At 40.1% G+C, this 15,334-nt stretch carries 13 protein-coding genes; 11 read left to right on the top strand and 2 right to left on the bottom strand.

All coding sequences use genetic code 11. The features are described 5' to 3' along the window. Positions 1–11: 11 nt before the first annotated feature. The 7 genes from polA to Q0E08_RS03620 all read left to right on the top strand — a co-directional run bounded on the left by polA (position 12) and on the right by Q0E08_RS03620 (position 8,658). The gene (gene polA / locus Q0E08_RS03650) at positions 12–2,603 is read left to right on the top strand and encodes a DNA polymerase I (protein WP_294777121.1); all 2,592 of its coding nucleotides are present in this window, start codon (positions 12–14) and stop codon (positions 2,601–2,603) included. Between the two features lie 52 nt (positions 2,604–2,655). Then, positions 2,656–3,084 (top strand): ribosomal protein S18-alanine N-acetyltransferase, encoded by a 429-nt coding sequence (gene rimI / locus Q0E08_RS03645; protein WP_294777118.1) that lies wholly within the window; start codon positions 2,656–2,658, stop codon positions 3,082–3,084. Between the two features lie 2 nt (positions 3,085–3,086). Continuing rightward, entirely contained in the window at positions 3,087–3,827 is a 741-nt protein-coding gene (locus tag Q0E08_RS03640) for a nuclease-related domain-containing protein (RefSeq protein ID WP_294777115.1), read from the top strand. Positions 3,828–3,837: 10 nt separating this feature from the next. Next, positions 3,838–4,851, top strand: coding sequence for a tRNA (adenosine(37)-N6)-threonylcarbamoyltransferase complex transferase subunit TsaD (tsaD, locus tag Q0E08_RS03635; RefSeq protein ID WP_294777113.1), 1,014 nt, complete (start codon positions 3,838–3,840; stop codon positions 4,849–4,851). Between the two features lie 179 nt (positions 4,852–5,030). Continuing rightward, the gene (locus tag Q0E08_RS03630) at positions 5,031–6,812 is read left to right on the top strand and encodes a phosphoenolpyruvate carboxykinase (GTP) (RefSeq protein ID WP_294777110.1); all 1,782 of its coding nucleotides are present in this window, start codon (positions 5,031–5,033) and stop codon (positions 6,810–6,812) included. 309 nt (positions 6,813–7,121) lie between these two features. Continuing rightward, positions 7,122–7,958 (top strand): glycosyltransferase family 8 protein, encoded by an 837-nt coding sequence (locus Q0E08_RS03625; protein ID WP_294777109.1) that lies wholly within the window; start codon positions 7,122–7,124, stop codon positions 7,956–7,958. After that, the gene (locus Q0E08_RS03620) at positions 7,942–8,658 is read left to right on the top strand and encodes a TVP38/TMEM64 family protein (RefSeq protein ID WP_294777107.1); all 717 of its coding nucleotides are present in this window, start codon (positions 7,942–7,944) and stop codon (positions 8,656–8,658) included. Before Q0E08_RS03625 ends, Q0E08_RS03620 begins: the two co-directional genes overlap by 17 nt. Before the next feature lie 55 nt (positions 8,659–8,713). On the opposite strand, the gene Q0E08_RS03615 is transcribed toward Q0E08_RS03620, so the two are convergent. Next, on the bottom strand, positions 8,714–9,646 hold the full coding sequence (locus Q0E08_RS03615) for a glycosyltransferase family 2 protein (RefSeq protein WP_294777104.1): 933 nt from the start codon (positions 9,644–9,646) through the stop codon (positions 8,714–8,716). A gap of 16 nt (positions 9,647–9,662) precedes the next feature. Continuing rightward, entirely contained in the window at positions 9,663–11,234 is a 1,572-nt protein-coding gene (locus Q0E08_RS03610) for a hypothetical protein (RefSeq protein ID WP_294777101.1), read from the bottom strand. A 193-nt stretch (positions 11,235–11,427) separates the two neighbouring features. Between Q0E08_RS03610 and Q0E08_RS03605 the strand changes: the two genes are divergently transcribed. From Q0E08_RS03605 to tpiA, 4 genes are all read left to right on the top strand, one after another. Next, positions 11,428–12,267, top strand: a complete 840-nt coding sequence (locus Q0E08_RS03605; RefSeq protein ID WP_294777098.1) for a transketolase — start codon at positions 11,428–11,430, stop codon at positions 12,265–12,267. A gap of 2 nt (positions 12,268–12,269) precedes the next feature. Continuing rightward, positions 12,270–13,211 carry a transketolase family protein gene (locus Q0E08_RS03600; protein WP_294777095.1) on the top strand — a complete coding sequence of 314 codons (942 nt, stop codon included), beginning with the start codon at positions 12,270–12,272 and terminating at the stop codon, positions 13,209–13,211. Positions 13,212–13,287: 76 nt separating this feature from the next. After that, complete coding sequence (pgk, locus tag Q0E08_RS03595) at positions 13,288–14,487, top strand: phosphoglycerate kinase (protein ID WP_294777092.1); 1,200 nt, start codon at positions 13,288–13,290, stop codon at positions 14,485–14,487. Positions 14,488–14,511: 24 nt separating this feature from the next. Further along, a complete protein-coding gene (gene tpiA, locus Q0E08_RS03590) occupies positions 14,512–15,279 on the top strand; it encodes a triose-phosphate isomerase (protein WP_294777087.1) in 768 nt (255 codons plus the stop codon). Positions 15,280–15,334 lie beyond the last annotated feature (55 nt).

The raw sequence follows: 15,334 nt of genomic DNA, 5'->3' as shown, positions 1-15,334 counted from the left end.
GAGGTATTGTTATGACTTTATTGGTTCTTGACGGCAACAGTATAATAAATCGTGCGTTTTACGGCATAAAACTTTTGACTACAAAAAACGGCGATTATACCAATGCAATATACGGATTTTTAAATATGATGCTTCGCTTTGAGGATATGTGCAAGCCCGATGCGGTTTCAGTTGCTTTTGATTTGCACGCACCGACTTTTAGGCATAAAATGTATGATGAATACAAAGCCGGCAGACACGCTATGCCCGATGAACTTCGCTCTCAAATGCCTGTGCTTAAGAATATTTTGCACCTCTTAGGCATTAAAACCGTAGAATGTGAGGGCTGGGAAGCCGATGATATTCTCGGAACATTTGCAAGAGTTTGCAGAGAAAACGGCGACGCTTGCTATCTTGCAACAGGCGACAGAGACAGCTTGCAACTTGCTCATGACGGCGTTAAGGTGCTCCTTGCAAGAACAAAAAGCACCGATATTATGGATGAAAAGGCAATATTTGAAGAATACGGCGTTCAACCTATTGACCTTATTCAGGTAAAGGCTTTGCAGGGCGACAGCTCCGATAATATTCCGGGCGTTCAGGGCGTAGGTCCAAAGACTGCACTTGACCTTATTTCTCGTTTTAAGACTGTTGATAATATTTATGAGAATATTGATACCATTGATATTAAAGAGGGCGTTCGCAACAAACTTAAAAATGATAAAGAAAATGCCTATCTTTCATTAAAACTCGGTGAGATTGTAACCGATGCACCGATTAATACCGATATTAGCGAATACAAACTTAATGACGGTGACAAAAAAGCCGCTGCAGCTGAATTTGCAAGACTTGAACTTTTCAGCCTTATGGATAAATTCAACCTCAACGCAAACGATGCGGTTGTTGCAACTGCCGAAGAGGAAGTTGTACCTCGTGAACTTGAAAGATTAACTTGCGTTGACGCCGATTATTTGCTTGAAAAAATCGGCAACAATGATGCTTATTATTATCCTGAAATTGTAGACAATTCGGTGACTGATTTGTATTTTGCATTTGGCGACCAAATTATCGTTATGCCGAGCGAAACTCCCGAGTTCAAGTATTTTGTTCGCAATTTTTTTGAAAATGAAAATTGCGAAAAGTACACCTATAATTCAAAATATTCTCACCGCCTTGCAAAAGAATTAGGCGTTGAGTGTAAAAATGTCTGCGGCGACCTTATGCTTTCGGCATATCTTCTCAAACCGTCAGATAACAATTATTCAATCGACCATCTTTGCATGGAGTACGGCGTTGCTGCTCCGGAATATAAAAACTCTCTCGGCGGCAGTGATGAAAGAGTGGTTAATGCTTCGGTTCTTATGCCGCTTTTTGAAAAGACAAATTCGCTTCTTGAAGAAGCAAATCAAACAGAACTTCTCAATACAATCGAACTTCCTCTTGCACGGGTTCTTGCAAAAATGGAAATCGAGGGCTTTGCTGTTGATAAGCAGGGCATTGAGGATTTCGGCAAAAGGCTGTCAACACGAATTGATGAACTTACAGAGATGATTTACGGCTTTGTCGGTCACGAATTCAATATCAATTCACCAAAGCAGTTGGGAGTTGCACTTTTTGAAGATTTAGGCTTGCCGTGTAAGAAAAAGACAAAGAGCGGCTATTCAACAAATGCAGAAGTTCTTGAGGGCTTGCGTAACGAAAATCCGGTTATCAACTGCATTTTGGAATACAGAACACTTACAAAATTGAAGTCAACTTATTGCGAAGGCTTGCTAAAGGCTATTCAATCAGACGGCAGAATTCACACTTCGTTTAATCAGGTGGAAACTCGAACAGGCAGAATTTCGTCACTTGAACCGAATTTGCAAAACATTCCTATTCGCACCGAACTCGGCAGAGAAATGCGAAAATTTTTCATTGCCAAAGACGGTGATGTGCTTGTTGATGCCGATTACAGCCAGATTGAACTTCGCGTTCTTGCCGACCTTGCAAACGATGAAAATATGATTAACGCTTTCAACAGCGGTGCGGATATTCATACTTCAACCGCCGCTCAGGTGTTTAATATGCCCGAGGAGTTTGTTACAAAGCAAATGCGTTCATCTGCAAAGGCTGTCAATTTCGGTATCGTTTATGGCATCGGTGCGTTCAGCCTTGCAAAAGATATCGGTGTTTCACGCAAGGAGGCACAGGAATATATCGACAATTACCTTGCAACTTACAGCGGAGTAAACAAGTATATGACCCATGTGATTGACCTTGCAAAAGAAAAAGGCTACAGCGAAACTTTGTTTAAGCGTCGCAGATATTTGCCTGAACTCAACGCAACCAACCATATGGTTAAGGCGGCAGGCGAGCGAATCGCAAGAAATATGCCTATTCAGGGCACAGCAGCCGATATTATCAAAATCGCAATGATTAAGGTTGATAAGAGACTTGACGATGAAAAACTTGACGCTCGCCTGATTTTGCAGGTGCACGATGAACTTATTGTTGAAACAAGCGAAGCCGATTCAAAAAAGGTGCTTGAAATCGTAACCGAGGAAATGGAAAATGCTTGTCAAATGAAAGTTAAACTCCGTGCAGACGGTGCAATCGGCAAGGATTGGTACACCGCACATTAAATTACCAAATAAAAACGATTGTAGGGGAGAATATCATTCTCCCGAAATAATTATGAATATAGAAAAGTTTGAAGAAAAGCACCTTGACGGTGTTGAAAAAACAGAAAAAACCTGCTTCGCACATCCGTGGAGCAGGGAGGATTTAAAAAATCAAATCGGTCTTGATACATCACATTTTCTTGTTGCAACGGTTGACGGAAATGTTGCGGGATATATGGGACTTCAGATTTTCGGCGGTGAGGGGTATGTAACAAATGTTGCCGTTCTGCCCGAATATCGCAAGCAGGGCATCGCCGAAGCGTTGGTAAGGGAACAGATGAAAAACAATATGTCGTTCATCACCCTTGAGGTTAGAGAGAGCAATCTCCCGGCAATATCGCTTTACACAAAATGCGGATTTAAAAATGTCGGCATCCGCCCTAATTTTTACACCGACCCTACGGAAAATGCAATAATAATGACGCATAAATTTGAGGAATAGTTATGGACTTTTTATATACTGAAATCAGTCTGTTTATAAGATTAGGTTTAATTTTTCTTGTCGTATTTTTCGCTGTATATTTGCTTCCTAAATATATTTTATATTTTACTTCTACTTACCGTAAAGACACCAAAAAATCAGCATTCAAAGTATTAAATGATGTTGGTGCTCAAGGTGAATACAGAATATACAAATGTTTGCGAAAATACGAAAAGCAGGGTGCTCGCTTTTTGTTCAATACATATTTGCCAAAAGGGGAAAGCGGAGAAACAACAGAAATCGATGTAATTATGATTTGCTATCAGGGAATATTTGTTTTTGAAAGTAAAAATTATAGCGGTTGGATTTTCGGTAATGAAAAATATAAAACTTGGACTCAAACTTTACCGCAAGGTAAAGGTAAAAAAGCAAAGAAAGAAAAGTTTTTAAATCCCATAATGCAAAATAAACTTCATATCGAATGTTTGCAGGAAGTGCTTGGCGATGATTTAGAAAATGTTCCGATCTTTTCTGTAGTCGTTTTTTCAAACAGATGTGAATTAAAAAAGTTAGAACTCAGTTCAAATGAAGCAGTGGTTATAAAAAGAGAAAAATTACCGTTGCTTGTTAAAAAGTATTGTAAAGTTAAATCTTTTTTAACATATGAAAAAATTGAAGAATTATATAAAACATTGTATCCACTTACCCAATTTAGTAATGAGGTTAAGAAAAAACATATTGAGGATATACAAAAACATTTATGAGGATAAATAAATGAAAATTTTAGGAATAGAAAGTTCTTGCGACGAAACTGCCGCTTCGGTGGTTGAAGACGGACGCAAGGTGTTGTCAAATATAATAGCAACCTCTTTGGAGGAGCATAAACTGTACGGCGGCGTTGTGCCGGAAATCGCATCTCGCCGACACGCCGAGAGTATCAGCGGCGTTGTTGAAGAAGCCCTGTCACAGGCAGGTTGCACTATGGATGACATTGATGCAATAGCTGTTACTTATGCCCCGGGTCTTATCGGTTCACTTCTTGTAGGGGTTAATTTTGCAAAAGGTCTTGCAACCGCCACAGGTACACCGCTTGTTCCGGTTCATCATTTAAGAGGACATATTGCATCAAATTACATTTCAAGCGACATTGAGCCGCCGTTTTTGTGCCTTGTTGTCAGCGGAGGTCACAGCCATATAGTTGCCGTAAAATCCTATACCGATTTTGAAGTTATCGGCAAAACCCGTGACGATGCGGCAGGCGAAGCACTCGACAAAGCCGGCAGAACCATGGGACTTGAATATCCCGGCGGTATCAGTATTGACAAGCTGTCGCCGAGCGGAGATGAAAACGCTTTTAAGTTCCCCGTGCCGAAAATTCACGATGCACCTTACGATTATTCGTTTTCGGGTCTTAAAACCGCCGTTATCAATATAATACATAACGCAAAACAGAAAAATGAAGAAATCAATATTGCAGATTTGGCGGCGTCTTTTCAAAAAAGTGTTGTTGACCTTTTACTTTCGCATTTTGAGAGTGCGGCGGAAAATTTCGGTTATAATAAACTTGTAATTGCCGGCGGAGTTTCGGCAAACAGCAAGCTCAGAGCCGAAGCAAAGAAAAACTGCGATAAGCACGGTTGGAATTTATATTTGCCGGAACTTAAATATTGCGGCGACAATGCAGCAATGATTGCTTCACAAGGCTATTATGAATATAAAGCAGGTACCGTTGCAAAGGAAAACTTAAACGCTTATGCCACTATGCCGCTTGATGATTTACAATATTGACAAAAAATTGTCAATTTGAAACGGATTAATGTGACAAATTAATGAATTTTGCTTTTTTCTATTGAAATTTAATTCAATTATAAGTATAATCATACTAACAAATCAGTATGCGTTACTGTAACTGATTTTAGGCTGAAAAGCCACAGACCAAATGTAAATTATATAAAGGAGAATAGATTATGGAATCAAAACTCACAAAGAATCCATCTTTACTTGCTTGGCTCGACGAAAAAGTTGAACTTTTGAAGCCTTCAAAAATTGTATGGATTGACGGTTCAAAGGAGCAAATCGACGCTCTTAAGGCTGAAGCTGTTGAAACAGGCGAAATGATTAAGCTTAACGAAGAGCTTCTTCCTGATTGCTATCTTCACAGAACAGCAGAGAACGATGTTGCCCGTGTAGAGGACCGTACTCTTATCTGTACAACAAAGGAAGAGGATGCCGGTCCTACAAACCACTGGATGGCTCCTGACAAGGCATACGATATGCTTTACAAAATTGCGGCAGGTTCTTACGAAGGCAGAACAATGTACATCATCCCTTATTCAATGGGTCCTGTAGGTTCTCCTCTTGCTAAAATCGGTATCGAAATCACAGACTCAATCTATGTTGTTCTTAACATGAACATTATGACAAGAGTCGGTGCAAAGGTTCTCGATGTATTGGGCGACAGCAACGACTGGGTTCGCGGTATGCACTGCAAATGTAATGTAGACCCTGAAAACAGATGGATTGTTCAGTTCCCTGAAGACAATACTATTATCTCTGTTAACTCTGCATACGGCGGTAATGTACTTCTCGGTAAGAAGTGCTTCGCTCTTCGTATTGCTTCATATCTCGGTAAGAATGAAGGCTGGCAGGCAGAGCATATGCTCATCCTCGGTCTTGAAAAGCCAAACGGCGAAATCAAGTACATCTGTGCAGCATTCCCGTCAGCTTGCGGTAAGACAAACCTTGCAATGCTTATCCCACCTGAAGGATACAGAAATAAGGGCTACAAGATTTGGACAGTAGGCGATGATATCGCTTGGATTAAGAAGGGTCCGGACGGAAGACTTTATGCTATCAACCCTGAAAACGGCTTCTTCGGCGTTGCTCCGGGTACAAATATGAAGTCAAATCCTAACGCTCTTAAGTCAACAATGAAGGGCACAATCTTTACAAACGTTGCTCACAACCTTGACAACAACACTGTTTGGTGGGAAGGTCTTGATAAGAATCCGCCTGCAAATGCTATTGACTGGAAGGGTAATCCTTGGAACGGTCAAACATCAACAGAAAAGGGTGCTCATCCAAACTCAAGATTTACTGCTCCTACAGCAAACTGCCCTTGCCTCTCATCAGAATTCGACAATCCAAACGGTGTTCCGATTTCTGCTTTCGTATTCGGCGGTCGTCGTGAAAAGCTCACTCCGCTTGTATATCAGTCAAAGAGCTGGAACAACGGTGTATTCGTAGGTTCAATTATGGGTTCTGAAACAACAGCTGCCGCTACAGGTGCTGTCGGCGTAGTTCGTCGTGACCCTATGGCTATGCTTCCTTTCTGCGGTTATAATATGGGTGACTATTGGAAGCACTGGATTGAAATCGGCGAAACTCTCGATGAGGATAAGGCTCCTAAAATCTTCAATGTTAACTGGTTCCGTAAGGATGAAGACGGCAACTTCTTGTGGCCTGGATTCGGTGATAACTTCAGAGTTCTTGACTGGATTATCGACCGTTGCGAAGGTAAGGTTGACGCTCAGGAAACAGCTATCGGTTATCTTCCTTATGCTAAGGATATCAACCTTGAAGGTCTTGATATGACTGAAGAAGAAGTTGACAAGATTCTTGATGTTGATAAGGACGCTTGGGAAGAAGAACTCAAGGGTGTTGATGAACTTTACGCTAAGTTTGGCGATAGGCTTCCTAAGGAGCTTGCAGACGAACTTGCATCTGTAAAGGCTGCACTCAAAGACTAATTCCTAATCGAAAATATTGATTAATTGAAATCCCCGGAGTAATCCGGGGATTTTGTGCGTTTAAAAATATATTCTTACATTATTGTAATTGAACATGTCACCAAAAATTAATTTCCGTGTTGTATTCTTAATATTAAAGAAAAGGTGAAATTTGTTTATTCTTTTTTAAGATTCTTTATAAGTTTTTTCCTTTTCTTTAACACAATATGAAAAAAGCAATGTTAAACTTTAGAACATAAAGGGTAATGACTTTTCTGCCGATTTAGGTGGCTTTATTCTTATTTATTTGTGAATTGAGGAGATGTGGATATGAATATGTTAGTAACTCTTAACAGCGGTTATGTTTTGCCGTTGTGCACAATGCTTAAATCAATTGCTTGTTCAAACGAGGGAACAAGGATTGATTTGTATATTGTTCATTCTTCGCTTACCATTGCGGATTTTAGGGAAATTAACTCGGTGACAAAAAATACAAATATCAAATTTCATCCTATAAAGGTTGACAATTCGTTGTTTGATTCTGCTCCGACTTGCAAACGAATTTCTAAAGAAACTTATTATAGGATTTTTGCAAGTGAGCTTTTGCCAAGCAACCTTGATAGAATTTTGTATATCGATCCCGACACCGTGGTTATCAACCGTCTTGATGATTTTTATAAATCCGATTTTAACGGCAATGTTTTGATTGCCGCAAAGCATTTTGATGGTGCTATGGATTCGTGGAACAGAAAAAGACTTGGTATCAAAAAATCAAAAAGATATGTCAACGCCGGTATAATGCTGTTTAATCTTGACCTTATGCGAAAGGTTTTTTCGGCAGACAGGGTGTTTGAAATCATCAAAAAGAAAAAATCAATCTTGTTCCTTGCCGACCAAGATGTAATCAACATTATGTATGATGGCTTAATCGGTCTTTATGATGAATATGTAATCAATCTTGATGAGCGTTGCTTTGCACGACTTTTGAAGAAAATGCCTCTTGAAAGAGCAATGGAATATGCAAATGAACATACGGATATTATTCACTTCAACGGCAAGTACAAACCGTGGAAAAGCGGATACAAAGGTATGTTGGACGGCTATTGGCATTATTATAATCGTATGCCAATCCTGCAACCGAGGAGGTATTATGATGAAACTGCTTAAAAAATACTTCAAAGTCCCTCCGAAAAATGTTTGCATAATTTATGGTGTGGCATTTGCTTTTCTTGTCGCTTTGTTTTTGGCGGTGTATTTTACCGTTGGCAAACAGCTGACCGAATTCGTATCCGATACAAAAAGTTTTGACGCTTGGCTGTCACAATACAAGAGTTTCAGTGCGGTTGTGTTTATCTTTATTCGTGCATTTCAAACAGTGATTAAGATTATACCTGCCGAACCGTTGGAGATTGCGTCAGGCTACGCTTTTGGCACTTGGGGAGGGCTTCTTTATTGCTCAATCGGCACATTTATAGGTTCGCTTGTAATCGTCTTTCTTTCAAAAGTGTTTGGACAAGCGTTCATCGGTGCTTTTGTAAATGAAGAGCAAATAAAACAGCTAAGGGTTTTGAGTGATACAGATAATCAAAATCTCTTTTTGTGGATATTTTATCTTATCCCCGGAACACCAAAAGACATTTTTACATATATCGTTTCGGCAACCGATATTAATTTGTTCAGGTTCTTTGCAATAACAACAATTGCACGAATTCCGTCAATAATCACATCAACTGTTTGTGGCAACGAATTGATGAACAACAACATAAAATCCGCTGTGATTATATTTGTTTTGACAGCGGCTGTTTCGGGAGTGTGTGCAATCATTTATAAAAAACATAATGACAAAAAGCAAAAAATTAATGTATAAATAAAAAAGTCAGCCCTTTTGAATCTTTTGAGGACTGACTTTATTATTTGGAGTTTTACTTGTCGTTTTTGTCAAGCATTCTGATTATGTTGAGATTCGTTTCAAATACTTGTCTGTGCTGTTTGCGGAGAACCGAAAGTACAACGCCTGCAAAGAAGTTCATTCCCGATACAATACCGAATGTAACGGAAGCGAGGAATGTCGGAATTCTCGGTACCAATCCCGTTTCAATATATTCAATAAATACCGGGATAAAAAATGCAATCGCCACCGCCATAAGTATAGCGGCTATAATCGAGAAAAACGAAAGTGGTTTGGTATCTCTGAACAGCATTCCGATGGTTTTGAGCACCTTAAAGCCGTCGGAATATGTATTGAGTTTGCTCTCGCTTCCTTCCTCACGGTCTTGGTAATCAATAGGTATTTCAACTATTTTAAAGTTGTTGTCAAGTGCAAAGATGGTCATTTCCGTTTCAATTTCAAAACCTTTGCATAAAACAGGAAATGATTTTGCAAAATCACGGCTGAATGCCCTTGCACCTGTCATAACATCGTTGATTTTTGAATGAAAAAGAAAGTTAATCATATCCTTTACAAGCACATTTCCGAAGTTGTGAAAGCGGCGTTTGTTCATTTCAAAATATGTAGAACTGAGTCTGTCACCGACCGCCATATCGGCTCTGCCTTCAAGTACTTCTTTTTCAAGCACGGGTGCAAATTTTGCCGGATATGTGTTGTCACCGTCTGCCATAATATAGCAGTCTGCGTCTATATCTCTGAACATTGAGCGTACAACATTGCCTTTGCCTTGGCGAACTTCTTTTTTTACGGTTGCACCGGCTTTTTTTGCAATCTCATATGTGCCGTCGGTTGAGTTGTTGTCGTAAACAAAGATTTCGGCATGCGGTAAATGCTCTTGAAAATCTTTGATTACTTTTTCTATTGTTTTTGCTTCGTTGTAGCATGGAATTAATACTGCTGTTTTCATTGTTTACTTCCTAATTTTATTTTATTTTTTTAAATGCGGCATAATATTTGTTTTTGTATATTAATTGATAATCGTCATCGTTGATAAGATTAATATATATCGGCTTTTCGGATGATTTATCAATAATGGCATAGTTAAAGCCGTATTTGTTAAATACTTTTTTGTAATTCTTTTTGCCGTTTGACATCTTCATATATTCCGTTAAGTAATCGTATTCGTGATTTGCTTCTTTAACAAACGAATCCGCACGGGCATCAATGTAGGTAGTATATCCTTTGAATTCAAGGTATCCGCCGGTGTTAAAGCCGTTGTATAGCCTTAAATCCTTAACATTGTTTTTGTCAATGTCCTCCTGCATTTTGTCTATTGTTTTGTCCAAGGCTATTGTTGTTTTGTTTCCGCCGTCATACTTTATGTAAGTTGAAGCCTGCTTGTAAAAGCTGTTTGCAAGTATTCCGATAATGCCTACACAAAATACAATTATTAAAGCAACGGTTATTTTAATAAGACCTTTGGAGTTTTGATTACTTTCCGTCTTTTGATTTTCCCGGTCTTTTTGTATCATTTTTTTGAATATTGCACGAAAATCAACATTGTCAATATATTTAAGTGTTGACGGAATTGCACAGATTATAAAATACGGTATAAGCTTGATGTACATCATCATCATTAAAGCGGTTCCGACAGTCAGCAAAACATATCTTAAATTTGTTTTACCTTTTTTGTAGAAAAGGTAAATTGCAAGGATTACACCAAGCTCAAAGAAGTCGGAAACAGATGAAAAATCAAGTGAAAATGTAAGCGGCTGAAGTTCACCTATGGAGCTGTTTACCTTGTCGCCGATTGAGGTTGTGAATAAGAATGAAAGACCTTTTATTCCGTATGGAGTTATAAGCCCGAACACAGCCATTATTATTGCAACAATTATGAGCGGCATCAGCTTGCAGCAGGCGATTGATTTGCCTTTGATTTTTATAGGCAAAGCGTTTGCCATATACGGCAACAACACTATAAACAGCATTGTCCACATTGAGGCGTGCAGATTAACCACAAGTACTGATAAAATCGGAAGAGGTATCAAGTGCTTCCAATTGTTGTTTTTTACGAATTTTTCAAGGCAAATAAGTTCAATGAGAATTAGTGAATATGTAAAAATCTGAGGTCTTGTAACAAAAAAGTCACCCATTGCAAGAGCGGCGGCAAATGTTGCAAAACTTGCCACAATCGGCTTGTTTGATATTTGCAGGCACAGCTTTTTGAACAAAACTATAAATACGCAATACATTATAAGCACGAGGAGCATAGGACCGAAAAATCCCATAAGGCTGTACAGCTTGTAATATATTATATCCGACAACCATTGTTGAACAACAAGGTCCATATCGGTGTGAAAAGTCAAAAAGTCTTTTGTAGGAATTCCGTTGTTGCAGATGTATTCACCTGTTTTGATAATCCAATAGGTATCGTTGTCAGTTGACCACCTTGCCATAAATAATGATAAAAAAGGCAATACCGATATAACTGCCGTTATTATTTTTATTATTCTGTCGGTCAACTTTTTATCGTTTGTTGCACTTGTCTTTTCCATATTTTCTCCTTTGTAATACTCTTAATGTTAATTATACACATATTAAGACTGTAAATCAATGCTATATTTGTACAAATTGAATACTGTTTTACTGTGTAAGTTTACATATATAATACGATAAGTTTTTCTTGCACATTCGGTTGTAATTTGGTACAATAAAAACGATAATAAAGATTTTTAAAGGAGCTTTTTTATGGATTCATTATGTAAAAAAGAACTTGAGATTTATGCCACAAAAATTCGTATGGGCATAATTGAGGGTACTTATAATGCAAAAGCAGGACATCCGGGCGGCTCGCTTTCTGCGGCAGATGTTTTTGCTTATCTTTATGAAAAGGAAATGAGAGTAGACCCTAAGAACCCTAAGTGGGACGATAGGGACAGACTTGTTCTTTCAAAGGGCCATTGTGCACCGGGTTTGTATGCTGCTCTTGCATACAAGGGATTTTTCCCGGTTGAGGATTTGAAAACACTTCGTCACATTGATTCTTATCTTCAGGGTCACCCTAATATGAATACCGTTCCGGGTGTTGATATGAGCACGGGCTCTCTCGGTCAGGGCATCAGCGTTGCTGTCGGTATGGCAAAGGGTGCAAAGTATCTCGGCAAGGATGTAAATATTTACTCTGTTTTGGGTGACGGTGAAATCGAAGAAGGTCAGGTTTGGGAGGCAATGATGTTTGCTAACCAATACAAGCTTGACAATCTTTGCATTATCATCGACTGCAACGGTCTTCAGATTGACGGTCCTTGCAGTGAGGTTATGTCTGCAGAGCCTATCGACGAAAAAGTTAAGGCTTTCGGCTTTGATGTTATCACTATCGACGGCAATGATTTTGACGAAATCGAAAAAGCTTTTGATGCTTTCCATAAGTCAAGAAAGCCTTTTGCAATTATTATGAACACTGTAAAGGGCAAGGGCGTTTCTTATATGGAAAATCAAGTCGGATGGCACGGCAAAGCTCCTAACGAAGAAGAATATAACATTGCTATGGCAGAACTTAATGCCAAGCTTGCAGAATTGGAGGCGTAAGTATGAGCGAAGTAAAATGTATTGCTACCCGTGACAGCTACGGTAACGCACTTAAAGAACTTGCGGCAAGCGGAGCAGATAAACTCGTTGTTCTTGACGCCGACCTTGCGGCTGCAACAAAAACCGGCATTTTCAAAAAGGATTATCCCGACAGACATTTTGATTGCGGTATCGCAGAAGCAAATATGATTTGTGCCGCAGCAGGTATGAGCACTATGGGACTTGTTCCGTTTGCTTCATCATTTGCAATGTTTGCGGCAGGCAGAGCTTTTGAGCAGGTTCGCAACTCAATCGGTTATCCGCATCTTAATGTAAAAATCGGTGCAACTCACGCCGGTATTTCCGTAGGTGAGGACGGTGCAAGCCATCAGTGCTGTGAAGATTTTGCACTTATGCGTTCAATTCCGGGCATGGTTGTTATTTGTCCGGCGGATGATGTTGAAGCAAAGCAGGCTGTTAAGGCTGCTTATGAATACGAAGGTCCTGTATATTTGAGATTCGGCAGACTTGCCGTTCCTGTATTCCACGATGACAGCTATAAGTTTGAAATCGGCAAGGGTGAGATTATTAAAGAGGGCAAGGATGTAACAATCGTTGCAAACGGTCTTATGGCTGCCGAAGCTGTTGAAGCGGGCAAGACTCTCGCAGAGCAGGGAATAGATGCCGAAATCATTAACATTGCAACTATTAAGCCTCTTGATGAGGAACTCATTGTTGCCTCGGCAAAGAAAACAGGCAAGGTTGTAACCGTTGAAGAACACAATATTATCGGCGGTTTGGGCGAAGCTGTATGCTCTTGCCTTTCGGAAAAATGCCCTACTCCGGTTAAGCGTATCGGCGTAAATGATGAGTTCGGCCATTCGGGCCCTGCAAAGGATCTTCTCAAGCAGTTTGGCCTTTCGGCAGAAAACATTGTAAAGGTTACAACAGAATTTGTTAAATAATTAACATTTATTATTGATTTATCAATAAAGATACTGTATAATACTATTGTTAAAAATTCATAAAGGAGATAAAATCATGGAAGCACTTAACAAAAAGACTATCGAAGATATTGATGTAAAGGGCAAAAGAGTTCTTGCCCGTTGCGACTTCAATGTTCCTCTTATGGACGGCGAAATCACAAATGATAAAAGAATTGTAGCGGCTTTGCCTACAATTAAGTATTTGATGGAACACGGTGCAAAGGTTATCCTTTGCTCACACCTTGGCAGACCTAAGGGAGAATATAAGCCTGAATTCAGCCTTGCTCCTGTTGCAAAGAAACTTTCCGAGTACCTCGGCACAGAGGTTAAACTTGCAGAAGATCCTGAAGTAGTAGGCGAAAATGCAAAGAAGCTTGCCGCTGAACTTAAAGACGGCGAAGTTATGCTTCTTGAAAATGTAAGATACAGAAAAGAAGAAACAAAGAACGAAGAGAACTTCTCAAAGGAACTTGCTTCTCTTGCAGACATCTTTGTTAACGACGCATTCGGCACAGCTCACAGAGCACACTGCTCAACAACAGGCGTTGCGGCTTATCTTCCTGCTGTTTGCGGTTTCCTCATCCAAAAGGAAATCAAGTTTATGGGCGGTGCTCTTGCAAATCCAAAGAGACCACTCGTTGCAATCCTCGGCGGTGCAAAGGTATCGGATAAAATCGGTGTAATTTCAAACCTCATCGACAAGTGCGATACTATCATCATCGGCGGCGGTATGGCTTATACATTTATGAAGTATCTCGGCCACTCAATCGGTGATTCTCTTCTTGAGGCTGACTGGGTTGAAAAAGCAGGTCAAATGATGGCTGACGCAGAGGCAAAGGGCGTTAAGTTCCTTATCCCTGTTGATAACAAGGTTGGTAAGGAATATGCCGCAGATACAGAAGCTAAAATCGTAAGTTCCGATGAAATCCCTGACGGTTGGATGGGTCTTGATATCGGTCCTAAGTCAATGGAAGTTTTCGTTGACGCTATCAAGGGTGCAGGTACAGTAATTTGGAACGGTCCTATGGGCGTATCCGAATGGGATAACTTTGCAGCAGGTACAATCGCAGTAGCAAACGCTGTTGCAGAATCAGGTGCAGTATCAATCATCGGCGGCGGTGACTCTGTTGCAGCTGTTACAAAACTTGGCTTTGCAGACAAAATGAGCCACATTTCAACAGGCGGCGGTGCTTCACTTGAATTCCTTGAAGGTAAGGAACTTCCGGGTATCGCTGCTCTTCAGGATAAAGACTAATTTAATACAAAAGAGGTAATTATAATGAATAAAGCAAAGAGAAAAGCTATCATTGCCGGCAACTGGAAGATGAATAACACTCCGGCACAGACAACAGCTTTGATTAACGAAATGAAACCACTTGTTGCAGATGCAGATTGCGAAGTTGTACTTTGCGTACCTTTCGTAGATATTCCTGCGGCTGTTGAAGCAGCAAAGGGCTCAAATATCAAAATCGGTGCAGAAAATGTTCACTTTAAGGACAGCGGTGCTTTCACAGGCGAAGTTTCGGCTGATATGCTCAACGAACTCGGTGTTGAATATGTTGTTATCGGCCACAGCGAAAGAAGAACATATTTCGGCGAAACAGACCAAACCGTTAACCTTCGTACACTCAAGGCTCTTGAAAAAGGCCTCAAGCCAATCGTTTGCGTAGGCGAAACTCTTGAACAAAGAGAACTCGGCTATACAGAAACTCTTTTGAAGTTCCAAACAAAGATGGCTCTTACAAATGTAACAGCAGAACAACTCAAAAATGTTGTTATCGCTTACGAACCTGTATGGGCAATCGGCACAGGCGTTACGGCAACTGCTGACCAGGCTGACGAGGGCAACGGCTATGTTCGTGCCGCTATCGCAGAAGCTTACGGCGACGATGCCGCACAGGGTGTAACAATTCAGTACGGCGGTTCAATGAACGCAGGCAATGCCGATGAACTCACATCAAAGGAAAATGTTGACGGCGGTCTTATCGGCGGTGCTTCACTCAAAGCTCACGATTTCTCTGTAATCGTAAAGGCAGCTTCAAAATAAGATAATTATTGCAGGCGGTATCGCCTCATCGTAGGGGCGACCTTTGGTCGCCTCT

This window comes from uncultured Eubacterium sp., from assembly GCF_934561735.1.
GTDB lineage: Bacteria > Bacillota > Clostridia > Oscillospirales > Acutalibacteraceae > Eubacterium_R.
The sequence above is the reverse complement of the archived record's forward strand: the minus strand, read 5'-3'. Positions and strand labels throughout refer to the sequence as shown.